Raw genomic sequence first — 16,578 nt, forward strand, 5'->3', positions numbered from 1 at the left:
CCCGTTCGCCACCCCGGCCCCGAGGCCGCCCCGTCCTGGGACGGTACCGCCGGGATCCAAGGCCGTCCAGGGCGCAGCCCGGCCGGACGATCGAATTCCGAATTCCGGCGGACCGCACAGCATTGACAGCACATCGAATGCGCCTCGAACATTGTTCCGGGCCCGCCACGGGCACCTCGACGATCACCCGTATTCGCCGGAGGCGGTACCGACCGATGTCGGGAAACGTATTCGATCTACCTCCCACCACGCTGGTGATGCAGCCCGGGACCTTCTGCAACCTGGACTGCCGGTACTGCTACCTGCCGGACCGTGCGACCGTGCGCCACCTGGACCCGGAGGTCAATCGGGTGGTGGCCGAGGAGGCGGGGCGATGGGCCGCCGCAGGGCATCGGGTCGAGGTCCTGTGGCACCTCGGGGAGCCTCTCGCGGTCGGGGTGGCGCGGATGGAGCGGCTGTGGTCCCCGTGGCCGCAGGGGACCGTCCACTGCGTCCAGACCAACGGCACACTGATCGACGACCGCTGGTGCGACCTGTTCTCGGCGCACGGGGTCCGCGTCAGCGTGAGTTCGGACGGGGATGCAGGGATGAACTCCGACCGCGTCACCCGCTCGGGCCGTCCGGCGGAGCGGCGGATCGAGGCGGGGCTCGCGGTTCTGACCAGGCGCCGAGTGCCGTTCGACCTGCTCTCCGTGGTCCGCACTCCCACCCCGGAGTCGGCGCGGGCCGTCTACGCGCACGCCCGGTCCGTCGGCGCCCGCGCCCTCGGAGTCCTGCCCGAGGAGCGCAAGGGCGTCCACCGCGGCGGCCCCCCGGCCGACCGGGGGAGCTGGGCGGAGTTCTTCGCCGAGCTGTACCGCGAGTGGCACACCGACCGGAGCGTCCGGCTGCGGGAGCTCGAATCCGTGGCGAACTGCTGGGACGCGGTCATGGCCGGAGTGACCGCCGAACAGGTGAGGCGCGTACCGGTCGAGGCCATCCCGACCATCGCCCACGACGGCGACGTCACCGTCATGTCGCCCGACCTCGCCGGCCACGTGCATCCCGTCCACGGACCGTTCACCGTCGGCAACGTCCTGCGGGAGGGGCTCACCGACATCCTCGGCCGCGCCCCCGGGGTCCCGTGGGTGCGCGAAGCGCTCACCGGGGTCGCGCGGTGCCGCGCGACCTGCCGCTACGCCGCCGTCTGCGGCGGCAACTGGCCCGCGAACAAGTACTTCGAGTCGGGCCACCTGGACCACACCGAGACGGCGTACTGCCGCAACCTCCATCAGGCCAAGTTGGAAGGAGCACTACTGTGCCGGACCTGAACACGGTCATCGCCCCGCACGAGGGGCTGGTCAAGGACGTCCGGGAGCACGCGGAACACCTGGAGCGGCTGCTCGGCACGCCGAGGACGCCGTCGACCACCCCCGCGGGCGACGGGGGTATCACCTTCCTGAGGTTCAACTCCATGAGCCAGCTCTGGGACCGCACGGCGGCCTAGGCTCCCGAGCCGGGGCCTCGGCGGACGTCCGGGTCGTCCCCGGCACGTGCGAGGCCGCCGCGCGCGCCGTGCGTCCGTTCCGGACGACAACCGACGGGAACCGGTCCATGCGTGCACGCCCGTCCCGAGAAGTCCCAGCCGCCCGGGAGATGATCACGGATCAGGCGGGCCGCCCGGCCGCCGACTTCGTCCGGGGCGCCACCCGGGCGGGCCTGCCCTGGGCGGACGACGTCCGGCCGCGCACCACGGTACGGCGGGCGGCGCAGGCCATCCTGCTCGGCCTGCCCGGCTGGGTGGTGTCGACCCCGGTGGGGCCGCTCGGCGACCTGCTGGCCGAACGGGCCCCGACCCTGCGCCGGTCCCGGCTCTACGGCTGGGACTTCGAGCGGCGGCAACCGGAACCCCGCTGGCTCCACCCCCGGCTGCCGGACGGCGTACGGCCGGCGCAGCTGGACGGCGTCCGCGCGGCCGACCTCGCGGACGTCCGGGAGCGCGCCTATCCCCCTGGGCACCCGGACCGCGCACCCGGGCAGCTCGAACGCCTGACCGGGCTGCTGGACGGCACCCTCTACGGCCCGGTGCTCGGCTGCAGCACGGTCGCCCGCTCGGCAGGATCGGTGGTCGCGGCCGTGCTCGCCACCGCCGGCACCGGTCTGCCGGGCCGGCCGGAACCGGGGTTCGTCGACGTCTTCCGCGAACCGGGGGAAGCGTTCCGCGGCCTCGGCTCCCTGCTCCTGCGGTACGCCTTGGCCCGGGCCGCGGTCGACGGGCCGCCGCGGGCGCTGGTGCTCTCCGTCACCGACGGCAACCCGGCCCGCCGGGTCTACGAGCAGATCGGCTTCAGCCACCTGGACAGCATCCGGACCGTCCTGCTGCCGGGCCGGACGACGGCGGCCCACCCGGCTCAGGGCCGCACGGCCTCGGCCGACAGCAGGCGCTGAGCCGGGCCCCCGCCCCAGGCCCGCCCGCCGTCAGGCCCCCGAGGGGGCCTTCGGGCGGCGCCAGATCAGGGGGAGGGCCAGCGCGGCGGCCACGGCCAGCAGGCCGGCCAGGGCGATCGCCCGGCCGGCGCCGGTGGCCTCCACGGCGCGGAAGGCCGCGTTGATCGCGTCGGCCGTGGACTGGTCCACCGAGGAGAGGATCTGGTCGGCCAGCTTGGAGTCGGTCACCGCGTTGCTGAGTTCCTGCACCTGGGAATCGCTCAGCCCGGCGGCCGTCGCCCGGTCGGCCGCCTGGTCGGTCTCCACCGCCTGCTGGACCGCGACCGTGATCGCGACCCCGAACGCGCCGCCGAGCATGCTGGTCACCTTGAACATCCCGGAGGCCGTCCCCGCCAGCTCCTCCGGCGGCCCGGCCACCGCGGTGTCGGACAGCGGGATCGACATCAGGCCGAGCCCGGCCCCCAGCACCAGCAGCCCCACCACCAGCACCGCGTACGAGTAGTCCCGGCCGATGATCGAGACGATCAGCGTCCCGACCCCCAGCAGCAGCACCCCGAGCACCACCGGCAGCCGGGCACCCCGCCGGGCGGAGACCCGCCCGCCCAGCGGGTTGAACAGCAGGATGGTCGCGGTGGACGGCAGCAGCAGCAGGCCCGCCGCCACCGCGCCGTAGCCGCGGACCTGCTGCAGGTACAGGGTGAGCAGGAAGCTGACGCCGGCGAAGACGATGTTCATCACGGAGTTGGCCACCAGCGCGCCGCAGAACGGCCGGGACGAGAACAGCCTCAGGTCCACCAGCGGATCCCGGACCCGCTTCTCCAGCAGCACGAACAGCGCCGCCAGCACCACCGAGCCGGCCAGCAGCGCGATGATCAGCGGGTCGGAGAAGCCCTTCTCCTGACCGGCCGTACAGCCGTACAGCAGGCAGAACGCCGCCAGCGCACTGGTGAGCAGGCCGAGCAGGTCGATGTGCCGGGAGGCGTTCGGGTCGGTGGACTCGACCGCCGAACGGCGGACCAGCCAGAGGCCGACCAGGGCCAGCGGGGCGTTGATCCAGAAGGTCGAGCGCCAGCCGAGGGTGCCGGTCAGCACACCGCCGACGGCCGGCCCGGCCGCCTGGCCGACCCAGGCGACCGCCATCCAGGCGCCGAACGCCCGCGGCTGCTCCTCGGGCGGGAACATCGGCGGGATCAGCGCCAGCGTGGCGGGCAGGATCAGCGCCGCGCCGACACCCATCGCCGCCCGGCCGACGATCATGCCGGTGACCCCCGGTGCGAACGCCGCGGCCAGCGAGACCGCCCCCATCACCACCAGGCCGATCTCCAGCATCCGCTTGCGCCCGAACACGTCACCGAGCCGCCCGGCGGCCAGCACCAGCGCACCGGTGGAGAGGCTGAAGGCGTTGTTGGCCCACTGCAGGTCGGGCAGCGAGACGTTCAGCTCCCGGGAGATCGTCGGCACGGCCACCCCGAAGTCGGCGAACGACAGCCACACCATGCCCGCCGCGACGCACATCCCGGCCAGCGCCCGCCAGCGGTGCTCCGAGTACCCCGCGGCGCGGCCCAAGGAGGTGCCCGCACGCAGCGGACCGGTCGACTCGGCCATGGACCGGCTCCCCAAACTCAGGCCGGCGGCTCGCCGGAGCGGACCACACCACTATCGGAGCGCTCACGCCGGCCGGCCGCGCGACACCTCGGCGCGGGCCCGCGCCTCCGTCGGATGGCCCTGCCCGCGGCACCGCCCGGGCCCGGTGGCAGGGGCCCCGACGCGGGCGCCCGGCCGGGGAGAGCCCCGGCCGGGCGCCTGCTGCCTGTACGGCCCGGGCCGGGTGGTCAGGCGACCGTCCAGGTGTCGGTGCCGTGCAGCAGGGCGGTGAGGTCGCCGGCGCCCTGCTCGGCGGTGGCGCGGGTCAGCTGCTCGGTCATCAGGGTGTCGTAGACCGGGCGGCGGACGTCGCGCAGGACGCCGATCGGGGTGTGGTGCAGGGTGTCGGCGTCGGCGAGCCGGGTCAGCGCGAAGGCGGTGGCGGGGCTCGGCCGGTGGGCGTCGTGCACCAGCAGCTGTGCCTCGTTGGCCTCGGTGACGTGGTCCACGTACAGGTCGCCGTCCGGGCCGCGGAAGACCCCGCGGTCGGCGCCGAACCGGACCGGGCGGCCCTGTTCCAGCCGGACCAGTGCCTCGTCCCGGGTGGCCGGCTCCTTGAGGACCTCGAAGGCACCGTCGTTGAAGATGTTGCAGTTCTGGTAGATCTCCACCAGGGCCGTGCCCTCGTGCTCGGCCGCGGCCCGCAGCACCGACTGCAGGTGCTGGCGGTCGGAGTCGATGGTGCGGGCGACGAAGGTGGCCTCGGCGCCGACCGCCAGCGACAGCGGGTTGAACGGGGCGTCGAGCGAGCCCATCGGCGTGGACTTGGTGATCTTCCCCAGCTCGCTGGTCGGCGAGTACTGGCCCTTGGTGAGCCCGTAGATCCGGTTGTTGAAGAGCAGGATCTTCAGGTTGACGTTGCGCCGCAGGGCGTGGATCAGGTGGTTGCCGCCGATGGAGAGGGCGTCGCCGTCTCCGGTGACCACCCACACCGACAGGTCCGGGCGGGAGGCGGCCAGGCCGGTGGCGATCGCCGGGGCGCGGCCGTGGATGGAGTGCATCCCGTAGGTGTTCATGTAGTACGGGAAGCGGGAGGAGCAGCCGATGCCGGAGACGAAGACGGTGTTCTCCCGGCGGATGCCGAGTTCCGGCATGAAGGCCTGGACGGCGGCGAGGATCGCGTAGTCGCCGCAGCCCGGGCACCAGCGGACCTCCTGGTCGGTCTTGAAGTCCTTGGCGCTCTGGGGGGTTTCGGCCTTGGGGACCAGGTGCAGGGAGCGGAAGGCTTCGGTCACTGCCCGTCTCCTTCGAGTGTGCCGATCGCGGCGGACAGCACGTCGGCGAGTTGGGCGGCCTTGAACGGCAGTCCGCGGACCTGGTTGTAGGACTGGGCGTCGACCAGGTACTTGGCCCGCAGCAGCAGGGCGAGCTGGCCGAGGTTCATCTCCGGCACGATGACCCGCTCGTAGGAGGCGAGCACGGTGGCGAGGTTGGCCGGGAACGGGTTGAGGTTGCGCAGGTGGGCCTGGGCGATGCGGTGGCCGTCGGCGCGCAGGCGGCGCACCGCGGCGGTGATCGGCCCGTAGGTGGAGCCCCAGCCGAGGACCAGGAGGCGGGCGTCGCCGGTGAGGTCGTCGACCTGGAGGTCGGGCACGGCGATGTTGTCGATCTTTGCCTGCCGGGTGCGGACCATGAAGTCGTGGTTGGCCGGGTCGTAGGAGATGTTGCCGGTGCCGTCCTGCTTCTCGATCCCGCCGATGCGGTGCTCGAGACCGGCGGTGCCGGGTACCGCCCAGGGGCGGGCCAGGGTCCGCGGGTCGCGCTTGTAGGGCCAGAAGGCGCCGTCCTCGCGGTTCGGCCCGGTGGCGAAGTCGGGCTCGATGGTGGGGAGTTCGTCCGCCTGGGGGATCCGCCAGGGCTCGGATCCGTTGGCCAGGTAGCCGTCCGAGAGCAGCATCACCGGGGTGCGGTAGGTGATGGCGATCCGGGCCGCCTCCAGGGCGGCGTCGAAGCACTCGGCGGGGGTGGCGGGGGCGACGATCGGCACCGGCGCCTCGCCGTTGCGGCCGAACATCGCCTGCAGCAGGTCGGCCTGCTCGGTCTTGGTCGGAAGGCCGGTGGAGGGGCCGCCGCGCTGGATGTCGACCACCAGCAGGGGCAGTTCGAGCGAGACCGCGAGGCCGATCGTCTCCGACTTCAGGGCGACGCCGGGCCCGGAGGTGGTGGTGACGCCGAGCGCCCCGCCGAACGCCGCCCCGAGCGCGGCGCCGATCCCGGCGATCTCGTCCTCGGCCTGGAAGGTGCGCACCCCGAAGTTCTTGTGCCGGCTCAGCTCGTGCAGGATGTCCGAGGCCGGGGTGATCGGGTACGAGCCGAGGAACAGCGGCAGTCCCGAGCTGCGGGAGGCGGCGATCAGGCCGTAGGACAGCGCGAGGTTCCCGGAGATGTTGCGGTAGGTGCCGGCCGGCAGCCTGGCGGGCGGGATCTCGTAGGAGACGGCGAAGTCCTCGGTGGTCTCGCCGAAGTTCCAACCGGCCCGGAAGGCCGTGATGTTGGCCTCGGCGATGGCGGGTTTCTTGGCGAACTTGCGGCGCAGGAAGGTTTCGGTGCCGTGGGTGGGGCGGTGGTACATCCAGGACAGCAGGCCGAGGGCGAACATGTTCTTCGCCCGCTCGGCGTCCTTGCGGGCCAGGCCGCTGTCCTTGAGCGCCTCCAGGGTGAGCGTGGTCAGCGGCACCCGGTGCAGGCGGTAGGCGTCCAGCGAGCCGTCGTCCAGCGGGTCGGCGGCATAGCCGACCTTCGCCAGGGCCCGCTTGGTGAACTCGTCGGTGTCGACAATGATCTCCGCGCCGCGCGGCAGATCGGCAAGGTTGGCTTTCAGGGCAGCCGGGTTCATCGCGACCAGTACGTTCGGTGCGTCGCCCGGGGTCAGAATGTCATGATCGGCAAAGTGCAACTGGAAACTGGAGACACCGGGAAGGGTCCCGGCGGGGGCCCGGATCTCGGCCGGGAAGTTGGGCAGCGTCGACAGATCGTTGCCGAACGCCGCCGTCTCCGAGGTGAAACGGTCACCGGTGAGCTGCATACCGTCGCCGGAGTCGCCCGCAAAACGGATGATCACACGATCCAGGCGCCGGATGGGCTTGCCGGGTCTTCCACTCGTACCGGACCGGGCGGCGGACTCGGGTCCGCCCTCCCCGTCCGAGCCGTCCACTGCTGCTGACTGATCGACCTGACTGGTCACTGCCGCGGACCTCCTCGTGGCGCCAGCCGCGGGCGTGAGCCGTGTGCCCCGTCCGCCTGGTGCACCAGTCGCATCCTAAGCGGGCCGGGCCCGGCTGGAGGGGAACTCGGAGTCTTGGACCACCCCGTCTCGCCCGGATGCCGCGTACGCCGTTCGTACGCTGTTCGTACAAGAGTCGGCGGGGGGCGGCGAACCGCAGGTCAGGTGCGGGTCAAGGCCCGGTCGAGGACGGGTGGGGGCAGTTCGGGGGCGGACCGGCCGGGTTCAGGAATTCAGATAGGTCAGCACGGCCAGGACCCGGCGGTGGTCGGCGGGGCTCTGCGCCAGGCCCAGCTTGAGGAAGATGTTGGAGACGTGCTTCTCCACCGCGCCGTCCGAGACCACCAGCTGCCGGGCGATCGCGGTGTTGGTCCGCCCCTCCGCCATCAGGCCCATCACCTCCCGCTCACGCGGGGTCAGACCGGCCAGCACGTCGCCCTTGCGGCTGCGGCTGAGCAGCTGCTGCACCACCTCCGGGTCCAGCGCCGTGCCGCCCTCGGCGACCCGCACCACCGCGTCCACGAACTCCCGGACCTCGGCCACCCGGTCCTTCAGCAGGTACCCGATCCCGCGGGTGGAGCCCGCCAGCAGCTCCGCCGCGTAACGCTCCTCCACGTACTGCGACAGCACCAGCACCCCGACCGCCGGGTACAGGCCGCGGAGCGTCACGCAGGCGCGGACGCCCTCGTCGGTGTGGGTCGGGGGCATCCGGACGTCCGCCACCACGACGTCCGGCAGCTCGCCGGCGGCGGCCAGGTCGTGGACCGTCTTCAGCAGCGCCTCGCCGTCACCGACCCCCGCCACCACCTGCAGACCGCGGTCGGTGAGCAGCCGGGTCAGGCCCTCCCGCAGGAGTACGGAGTCCTCGGCGATGACGACGCGCAGCATGGGAGTGCCCTTCCGGAGCTACAGAGGCTTGCTACTGAGGCTTGATCGGCCGGCCCCAGTCTCCCCCATCCGGCGGTACCACGGCCCCGGAAGTCAGGGACAGCCGCCTGCGGCACGGGACAGCCGCCCCTGGCGCGGCCGTCCTCACATGGTGCGGATGGCGACCGTGTCGCAGAGCTCCTGGAGCGCCGCCTTGGCCGGGCAGTCGGGGAGCGGGTCGAGCAGGGCCCGGGCCTCCTCGGCGTAGCGCAGCGTCTCCCGGCGGGCCCGCTCCAGCGCGGGGTGGCGGCGCAGCAGGCGCAGCGCCTCGGCGTGCAGCTCGTCGTCGGCGGCGAGGTCGGCGTCGAGGAGCTCCCGCAGGCGGGTGTCCTCGGGGTCGGACGGGTCGGCCGGCATCTGGCGCAGCAGCAGCACCGGCAGGGTGGGGACGCCCTCGCGCAGGTCCGTGCCGGGGGTCTTGCCGGACTCGTGGCCGTCGCTGGCGATGTCGAGGACGTCGTCGGCGAGCTGGAAGGCGGTGCCGATCCGCTCGCCGTACTGGGCGAGGATGTCGACCATCCAGCGCTCGGCGCCGGACATCAGGGCGCCGAAGCGGCAGGAGACGGCGACCAGCGAGCCGGTCTTGCCGGCGATGACGTCCAGGTAGTGCTGGAGCTCGTCGTCGCCGGGGCGGGGGCCCGCGGTCTCCAGGATCTGGCCGGTGACCAGCCGTTCGAAGGCGTCGGACTGGATCCGGACGGCCTCCGGGCCGAGGTCGGCGAGGACCTGGGAGGCCCGGGAGAAGAGGAAGTCGCCGGTGAGGATGGCGACGGAGTTGTCCCAGCGGGAGTTGGCGCTGGGGGCGCCGCGCCGGACGGGGGCCTCGTCCATCACGTCGTCGTGGTAGAGCGTGGCGAGGTGGGTGAGCTCGACCACGACGGCGGCGGGGACCACCCCGGGGGCGTACGGATCGCCGAAGCGGGCGGCGAGCATGACCAGCAGCGGGCGGAAACGCTTGCCGCCGGCCTCGATCAGGTGGCTCGCGGTGATCGTGATGAACGGGACCTCGCTCTTGACGGCCTCGACCAGCGAGGTCTCCACGGCGTCCATCCCGGCCCGGACGTCGCGGGTCAGATCGCGGTCCTGCACGCTCAGCCCGAAGGGCCCCACGACGGTCACGAAGACCACTCCTGTCCCTGGTCGATCAAGCGGGCCGGTCCCTGATCCCCGCCGTTGCACGTACAAGGCAGCGTATCCGGTCGCGAGTGGATCACTGCACGGGCGTGCCCGCCAGGGCCCCTCGACGCTCGGTCGAGGGCCCCGGCGGGCGGGCGGGGTCCGGTGCGCCCTAGCGGACGAAGACCGAGGCCTTCGAGGCCAGGTCGAGGAAGTACTGCGGCAGCAGGCCGAGGCCGAGGGTGACCAGGACGCCGACGCCGATGGCGGTGGCGGTGAGCGGGCTGGGCACGGCGACCGCGGGGCCGTTGGGCTGCGGGTCGGAGAAGAACATCAGCACGATGACCCGGATGTAGAAGAACGCCGCGACCGCCGAGCTGAGCACACCGACGATCACCAGCGGGGTCGCCCCGCCGGCCGCCGCGGCCTGGAACACCGCGAATTTCCCGGTGAAGCCGCTGGTCAGCGGAATGCCCGCGAAGGCCAGCAGGAACAGCGCGAAGACCGCCGCCACCAGCGGGGAGCGCCGCCCCAGGCCCGCCCAGCTGGACAGGTGGGTGGCCTCGCCCTTGGAGTCCCGGACCAGGGTCACCACGGCGAAGGCGCCGAGGGTGACGAAGGAGTAGGCCAGCAGGTAGAAGAGGACCGCGCCGAGGCCCTGCCGGCTGGTGGCGATCAGGCCGGTGAGGATGAAGCCGGCGTGGGCGATCGAGGAGTACGCCAGCAGGCGCTTGACGTCCTGCTGGGTCACCGCGAGGATCGCGCCGACCACCATGGTGAGAATGGCCACACCCCACATGACGGGCCGCCAGTCCCACCGCAGGCCGGGGAAGGCCACGTAGAACAGCCGCAGGAAGGCGCCGAAGGCCGCGGTCTTGGTGGCCGCCGCCATGAAGCCGGTGACCGGGGTGGGCGCGCCCTGGTACACGTCCGGGGTCCAGGAGTGGAACGGCACCGCGCCGACCTTGAACAGCAGGCCGACCGAGACCATCGCCAGGCCGATCAGCAGCAGCGCGTCGTTCTGGGTGGTGGTGGCGAGCGCCGGGGTGACCGGCGCGACGCCGGAGACCACGTCCGCGATGTCGCCGAGCTGGACGCTGCCCGCGTAGCCGTACAGCAGCGCGGTGCCGAACAGGAAGAACGCCGAGGCGAAGGCGCCGAGCAGGAAGTACTTGACCGCCGCCTCCTGGGAGAGCAGCCGCCGCCGGCGGGCGAGCGCGCACAGCAGGTACAGCGGGAGGGAGAAGACCTCCAGCGCGACGAACATGGTCAGCAGGTCGTTGGCGGCCGGGAAGAGCAGCATGCCGCCGACCGCGAACAGGGTGAGCGGGAAGACCTCGGAGGTCCGCAGGCCCGCCCGGGTCGCCTCGCGCTCCTGCTCGCCGCCGGGTACGGCGGCGGCCTGGGCGGCGAAGGCGTCCACCGTGTTGCCGTTCAGGCGCGGCTCCAGCCGGCCCTCGGCGAAGGTGAGCACCGCCAGCACCGCGGTGAGCAGGATGACGCCCTGGAGGAACAGCGCCGGGCCGTCGATCGCCACCGCGCCCATCGCCAGCAGGCCGGCCTTGGTGGTGCCGTGGCCCTGGGCGGCGAGCACGACCACGGCGGCGAAGGCGCCGCCGAGGCCGAGCAGCGCGATCACCAGCTGGGCGGTGTGGCGCGAGCGGCGCGGCAGGAACGCCTCGGCCAGGATGCCGGCCAGCGCGGCGCCGAAGACCACCAGCATCGGTGACAGCTGGCCGTACTCGATGTGCGGAGCCGGGATGCTCGGGCTGTTGCCGCCCGCGGCGGCGAGCCAACCGGTCATTTCTGCTCACCTCCGGTGGTGGCGGCGACCGGGTGGGCCGGTGCCGGATCGGTCTGGTGGACCTGCGAAAGGGTGGCGTCCACCGCCGGGTTGACGATGTCGGTGAGCGGCTTGGGGTACACGCCGAGCAGGATGGTCAGCGCCACCAGCGGGGTGACCACGGCGAGTTCGCGCAGCTTCAGGTCGGGCAGGTGGCGCACGCCCTCCTTGACCGGGCCGGTCATGGTGCGCTGGTAGAGCACCAGGGCGTACAGCGCGGCCAGCACGATGCCGAAGGTGGCGATGATCCCGACCACCGGGTAGCGGCTGAAGGTGCCCACCAGGACCAGGAACTCACTGACGAACGGCGCCAGCCCCGGCAGTGACAGGGTGGCCAGACCGCCGATCAGGAAGGTGCCGGCCAGCACCGGGGCGACCTTCTGCACCCCGCCGTAGTCCGCGATCAGGCGCGAGCCGCGACGGGAGATCAGGAAGCCGGCCACCAGCATCCAGGCGGCGGTGGAGATGCCGTGGTTGACCATGTAGAGGGTGGCGCCGCTCTGGCCCTGGCTGGTCATCGCGAAGATACCCATGATGATGAAGCCGAAGTGCGAGATGGAGGCGTACGCGACCAGCCGCTTGATGTCCTTCTGCCCGACGGCCAGCAGCGCGCCGTAGACGATGGAGACCAGCGAGAGCACCATGATCGCCGGGGCGAAGGTCTTCGAGGCGTCCGGGAACAGGCCGAGGCAGAAGCGCAGCATCGCGAAGGTGCCGACCTTGTCGACCACCGCGGTGATCAGTACGGCGGTGCCGGCGGTGGCCTCGCCCATCGCGTTCGGCAGCCAGGTGTGCAGCGGCCACAGCGGGGCCTTGACCGCGAAGGCGAAGAAGAAGCCGAGGAACAGCGCCTTCTGCGCGACCGGGTCGATCACCAGCTTGCCGTCGGCGATGGCGCCGGTCAGCGTCGGCAGGTCGAAGGTGGCGAAGCCCTGGTTCTGCCCGATCACATACAGGCCGATCACGGCGGCCAGCATCACCAGGCCGCCGAGCAGGTTGTACAGCAGGAACTTCACCGCGGCGTAGGAGCGCTGGGCGGCCGAGTCGGCGCCGCCCGCTCGGTCGCCGAAACCGCCGATGAGGAAGTACATCGGGATCAGCATGGCTTCGAAGAACACGTAGAACACGAAGACGTCGGTGGCCAGGAAGGAGACGATCACCATCGCCTCCACCGCCAGGATCAGGGCGAAGAAGCCCTGGGTGCGGCGGCGGTTCTCGAACGTCCCCTCGGGGGCGGGCGCCGGATCGGCGTCGTGCCAGGACGCCAGCAGCACCAGCGGCACCAGGACCGCGGTGAGCAGGGTCAGCGCCACCCCGATGCCGTCGGCGCCGAGCGAGAAGCTGATGCCGAAGGAGCGGATCCAGCTGTACGACTCGGTCAGCTGGTACCGCGCCCCGCCCGGCTCGAACCTGACGGCCACCAGGGCGGCGAGCGCCAGGGTGGCGGCCGACACGGCGACCGCGACGGTCTTGGTGGTCCGGCGGCGCGCATCGGTGGTCCCGGCCGGCAGCGCGGCGGTGAGCACGGCACCGGCGGCGGGAACGGCACAGGTGGCGGTCAGCAGGTAGCTCACGGCCGGCCTCCCGCCATCACAACCCCGCGCCGAGCCGAAGAGCGCGCCGGTGCCGAAAGCGAGGAACGACCAGCGACCGACGGAGGAAGGAGCGCCGGAGCGACGAGTGTCGGCACCGGGCCTGAGCGCTCGGAGGCGAGCGCGCGAGTAGCAGTCACACTGACCTCATCAGGAGAGTGGTGGCGACCAGCACCAGCGTGCCGCCGAACATGGAGAGCGCGTACGAGCGGACGAACCCGGTCTGCATCAGGCGCAGCCGGCCGGAGAGCCCGCCGATGGTGGCGGCCAGGCCGTTGACGAAGCCGTCCACCGCCTTGCTGTCGAAGAAGACCAGCGAGGCGACCAGGCCGGTGCCCGGCCGGACCAGCACCGCGTGGTTGATCTCGTCCTGCATCAGGTCGCGCCTGGCGGCCCTGGTGAGCAGCGAGCCCTTCGGGGCCTCGACCGGGACCGGCGAGCGTCCGTACATGGCGTACGAGATCGCGACGCCGACCACCATCAGGGCGGTGGTGATCAGGGTGACGGTGAGCGGGGTGAGCGGGGAGTCGCCCTCGGCGTGGCCGGTGACCGGCTCCAGCCAGTTGACGAAGGAGTCGCCGTAGGCGAACAGGCCGCCGGCGAAGACCGAGCCGAAGGCCAGCACGATCATCGGCAGCGTCATGGTGGACGGCGACTCGTGCGGGTGCGGCTGGTGGCCCTCGGCGTCGGGCTGCCAGCGCTTCTCGCCGAAGAAGGTCATCAGCATCACCCGGGTCATGTAGAACGCGGTGACGGCGGCGCCGATCAGGGCGCAGGTGCCGAGGATCCAGCCCTCGGTGCCGCCCTTGGCGAAGGCGGCCTCGATGATCTTGTCCTTGGAGAAGAAGCCGGACAGGCCGGGGAAGCCGATGATCGCCAGGTAGCCGAGGCCGAAGGTGACGAAGGTGATCGGCATGTACTTGCGCAGTCCGCCGAAGTGACGCATGTTCACCTCGTCGTCCATGCCGTGCATGACCGAGCCGGCGCCGAGGAAGAGCCCCGCCTTGAAGAAGCCGTGGGTCACCAGGTGCATGATGGCGAAGGCGTAGCCGATCGGGCCGAGGCCGGCCGCCAGGATCATGTAGCCGATCTGCGACATGGTCGAGCCGGCCAGCGCCTTCTTGATGTCGTCCTTGGCGCAACCGACGATCGCACCGTAGAGCAGGGTGACCGTGCCGACCACCACCACGACCAGCTGGGCGTCGGGCGCCAGGTTGAAGATGGCCGAGGAGCGGGTGATCAGGTAGACGCCGGCGGTGACCATGGTGGCGGCGTGGATCAGGGCCGAGACCGGGGTCGGGCCCTCCATCGCGTCACCGAGCCAGGACTGCAGCGGCACCTGGGCCGACTTGCCGCAGGCGGCGAGCAGCAGCATCAGGCCGATCGCGGTCAGCCGGCCCTCGTCCGCCTCGCCCGCGGCGCCGAAGACCGGGCCGAAGGTGAAGCTGCCGAAGGTGGTGAACATCAGCATGATCGCGATCGACAGGCCGATGTCGCCGACCCGGTTGACCAGGAAGGCCTTCTTGGCCGCGGTCGCCGCGCTGGGCTTGTGCTGCCAGAAGCCGATCAGCAGGTACGAGGCGAGGCCCACGCCCTCCCAGCCGACGTACAGCAGCAGGTAGTTGTCGGCCAGCACCAGCAGCAGCATGGCCGCCAGGAACAGGTTGAGGTAGCCGAAGAAGCGCCGGCGGCGCTCGTCGTGCGCCATGTAGCCCACCGAGTACAGGTGGATCAGGGTGCCGACGCCGGAGATCAGCAGCACGAAGACGATGGACAGCTGGTCGAGCTGGAAGGCGACGTCGGCCTGGAAGCCGTTCACCGGGATCCAGCTGTACAGCGTCTCGTGCAGGGTCCGGTCGTCGCCGGGACGGCCGAGCAGGTCGGCGAAGAGCGCGAGGCCGAAGCCGAAGGACGTGGCCGCGAGCAGCGTGGCCAGCCAGTGGCCGAAGCGGTCGAGCCGGCGCCCGCCGAGCAGCAGCAGGGCAGCACCGGCCAGCGGGGCCGCCACGAGCAGCGGAATGAGAGAGTTCACCGAAGGCCCTCCGCCTACAGCTTCATCAGGTTGCTGTCATCGACCGAAGCCGAGTGCCTGGTCCGGAAGATGGACACGATGATCGCCAGTCCGACCACGACCTCGGCCGCGGCGACCACCATGGTGAAGAACGCGATGATCTGGCCGTCCAGGTTGCCGTGCAGCCGGGAGAAGGTGACCAGGGCCAGGTTCGAGGCGTTGAGCATCAGCTCGACGCACATGAACAGCACGATCGCGTTCCGCCGGATCAGCACCCCGGAGGCGCCGATGGTGAACAGCAGGGCGGCGAGGTAGAGGTAGTTGACGGGGTTCACTCCGTCCCCTCCTTCACGTCGGTGCCCGGCGCGGGCTTGGTGGGCACGGTCTCCAGCTCCCGGCGCGGGCCGGTGACCGGCGGCCGGGCGGAGGACGGGCGGCCCAGCCGGTCGGCGGTGCTCTCCTCCAGCTCGGCCATCCGGTCCAGCATCTGCCGGCTGACGTCGCGGATCTGGCCGCGCTCGCGGAGCGTGCCCATCACCGAGTCCTCGGCGATGGTGCCGTCCGGCAGCAGGCCGGGGATGTCGACCGCGTTGTGCCGGGCGTACACGCCGGGGGCGGGCATCGGCGGCACCTGGATGTTGTCCCGGACCCGCTGGGCGGCCAGCTCGCGCTGGGTGGCGGCGGCCCGGACCCGCTCGCGGTGGGTCAGCACCATGGCGCCGATCGCAGCGGTGATCAGCAGTGCGCCGGTGACCTCGAAGGCCCAGACGTACTTGGTGAAGATCAGCCGGGCCAGGCCCTGGACGTTGCCCTCGGCGTTGGCCTCGCTCAGGCCGGTGAAGTGGCCGAGCTTCGCGTTGGCGATGCCGGCGATCAGCAGCACCCCGAAGCCGAGGCCGCAGACCACCGCGGCGAACCGCTGGCCCTTCAGCTGCTCCTTGAGGGAGTCGGCCGAGGTGACGCCGACCAGCATCACCACGAACAGGAAGAGCATCATGATCGCGCCGGTGTAGACGACGATCTGCACCACGCCCAGGAACACCGCGCCCTGCGCCAGGTAGCAGACCGCCAGCGCCAGCATGGTGGCGGCCAGGCAGAGCGCGCTGTGCACCGCCTTCTTCATCAGCAGCATGCCCAGCGCGCCGCCGACGGCGATCACGGCGAGGACCCAGAACTGGACGGCCTCTCCGGTGGAGGTCATGACTGCACCTCCTTCTCGCGGCTCTCGCGGTCGGTGCGCTCCTGCTGGACGGTGCCGGGCGCGGCCGCGGTGATCTCGCCGCGGTAGTAGGCGCCCTCGTCGGCACCGGGGAAGATCGAGTGCGGCGAGTCGACCATCCCCTCGGTCAGCCCGACCAGCAGCTGCTCCTTGGTGAAGATCAGGTCGGCCCGGGAGGAGTCGGCCAGTTCGTACTCGTTGGTCATGGTCAGCGCGCGGGTCGGGCAGGCCTCGATGCACAGCCCGCACAGGATGCAGCGGGCGTAGTTGATCTGGTAGACCGCGCCGTAGCGCTCACCGGGCGAGTAGCGCTCCTCCTCGGTGTTGTCGGCGCCCTCGACGTAGATGGCGTCGGCCGGGCAGGCCCAGGCGCAGAGCTCGCAGCCGACGCACTTCTCCAGGCCGTCCGGGTGCCGGTTGAGCTGGTGGCGGCCGTGGAAGCGCGGGGCGGTGGGCTTCTTCTGCTCCGGGTACTGCTCGGTCAGCCGCTTCTTGAACATGGCCTGGAAGGTCACGCCGAAGCCGGCTGCCGGGCCGAGGATCGACGGCTTGTCAGCGCTCTTGTCCGACATCTCG

At 71.8% G+C, this 16,578-nt stretch carries 14 protein-coding genes; 3 read left to right on the top strand and 11 right to left on the bottom strand.

Features of this window, described 5'->3' with window-relative positions:
- The first annotated feature begins 215 nt into the window (after window positions 1-215).
- From AC2TEW_RS10745 to AC2TEW_RS10755, 3 genes are all read left to right on the top strand, one after another.
- Window positions 216-1,310 carry a radical SAM protein gene (locus AC2TEW_RS10745; RefSeq protein ID WP_484623150.1) on the top strand — a complete coding sequence of 365 codons (1,095 nt, stop codon included), beginning with the start codon at window positions 216-218 and terminating at the stop codon, window positions 1,308-1,310.
- Window positions 1,298-1,486, top strand: coding sequence for a hypothetical protein (locus tag AC2TEW_RS10750; RefSeq protein ID WP_484623151.1), 189 nt, complete (start codon window positions 1,298-1,300; stop codon window positions 1,484-1,486). The genes AC2TEW_RS10745 and AC2TEW_RS10750 overlap by 13 nt, the downstream gene beginning before the upstream one ends.
- A 149-nt stretch (window positions 1,487-1,635) precedes the next feature.
- Entirely contained in the window at window positions 1,636-2,427 is a 792-nt protein-coding gene (locus AC2TEW_RS10755; protein ID WP_484623152.1) for a GNAT family N-acetyltransferase, read from the top strand.
- 30 nt (window positions 2,428-2,457) lie between these two features.
- Here the strand turns inward: AC2TEW_RS10755 and AC2TEW_RS10760 are convergent, their stop codons facing one another.
- From AC2TEW_RS10760 to nuoI, 11 genes are all read right to left on the bottom strand, one after another.
- Window positions 2,458-4,032 (bottom strand): MFS transporter, encoded by a 1,575-nt coding sequence (locus AC2TEW_RS10760; protein WP_484623153.1) that lies wholly within the window; start codon window positions 4,030-4,032, stop codon window positions 2,458-2,460.
- Between the two features lie 227 nt (window positions 4,033-4,259).
- Complete coding sequence (locus AC2TEW_RS10765; protein WP_484623154.1) at window positions 4,260-5,306, bottom strand: 2-oxoacid:ferredoxin oxidoreductase subunit beta; 1,047 nt, start codon at window positions 5,304-5,306, stop codon at window positions 4,260-4,262.
- Window positions 5,303-7,255 carry a 2-oxoacid:acceptor oxidoreductase subunit alpha gene (locus AC2TEW_RS10770; protein ID WP_484623155.1) on the bottom strand — a complete coding sequence of 651 codons (1,953 nt, stop codon included), beginning with the start codon at window positions 7,253-7,255 and terminating at the stop codon, window positions 5,303-5,305. The genes AC2TEW_RS10765 and AC2TEW_RS10770 overlap by 4 nt, the downstream gene beginning before the upstream one ends.
- 264 nt (window positions 7,256-7,519) lie before the next feature.
- Complete coding sequence (locus AC2TEW_RS10775) at window positions 7,520-8,182, bottom strand: LuxR C-terminal-related transcriptional regulator (protein ID WP_484623156.1); 663 nt, start codon at window positions 8,180-8,182, stop codon at window positions 7,520-7,522.
- Between the two features lie 144 nt (window positions 8,183-8,326).
- Complete coding sequence (locus AC2TEW_RS10780; protein WP_484623157.1) at window positions 8,327-9,340, bottom strand: polyprenyl synthetase family protein; 1,014 nt, start codon at window positions 9,338-9,340, stop codon at window positions 8,327-8,329.
- Between the two features lie 169 nt (window positions 9,341-9,509).
- Window positions 9,510-11,141 carry an NADH-quinone oxidoreductase subunit NuoN gene (gene nuoN, locus AC2TEW_RS10785; protein WP_484623158.1) on the bottom strand — a complete coding sequence of 544 codons (1,632 nt, stop codon included), beginning with the start codon at window positions 11,139-11,141 and terminating at the stop codon, window positions 9,510-9,512.
- Window positions 11,138-12,754, bottom strand: a complete 1,617-nt coding sequence (locus AC2TEW_RS10790; protein WP_484623159.1) for an NADH-quinone oxidoreductase subunit M — start codon at window positions 12,752-12,754, stop codon at window positions 11,138-11,140. The genes nuoN and AC2TEW_RS10790 overlap by 4 nt, the downstream gene beginning before the upstream one ends.
- A gap of 154 nt (window positions 12,755-12,908) precedes the next feature.
- Window positions 12,909-14,804 carry an NADH-quinone oxidoreductase subunit L gene (gene nuoL, locus AC2TEW_RS10795; protein WP_484623160.1) on the bottom strand — a complete coding sequence of 632 codons (1,896 nt, stop codon included), beginning with the start codon at window positions 14,802-14,804 and terminating at the stop codon, window positions 12,909-12,911.
- A 14-nt stretch (window positions 14,805-14,818) separates the two neighbouring features.
- Window positions 14,819-15,118: an NADH-quinone oxidoreductase subunit NuoK gene (gene nuoK / locus AC2TEW_RS10800; RefSeq protein ID WP_035798594.1), complete on the bottom strand. Its 300-nt coding sequence runs from the start codon at window positions 15,116-15,118 to the stop codon at window positions 14,819-14,821.
- Entirely contained in the window at window positions 15,115-15,984 is an 870-nt protein-coding gene (locus AC2TEW_RS10805; protein WP_484623161.1) for an NADH-quinone oxidoreductase subunit J, read from the bottom strand. The genes nuoK and AC2TEW_RS10805 overlap by 4 nt, the downstream gene beginning before the upstream one ends.
- Window positions 15,981-16,574: an NADH-quinone oxidoreductase subunit NuoI gene (gene nuoI / locus AC2TEW_RS10810; protein ID WP_484623162.1), complete on the bottom strand. Its 594-nt coding sequence runs from the start codon at window positions 16,572-16,574 to the stop codon at window positions 15,981-15,983. The genes AC2TEW_RS10805 and nuoI overlap by 4 nt, the downstream gene beginning before the upstream one ends.
- Window positions 16,575-16,578 lie beyond the last annotated feature (4 nt).

The organism is Kitasatospora sp. NEAU-CNBT7 (genome assembly GCF_057220535.1).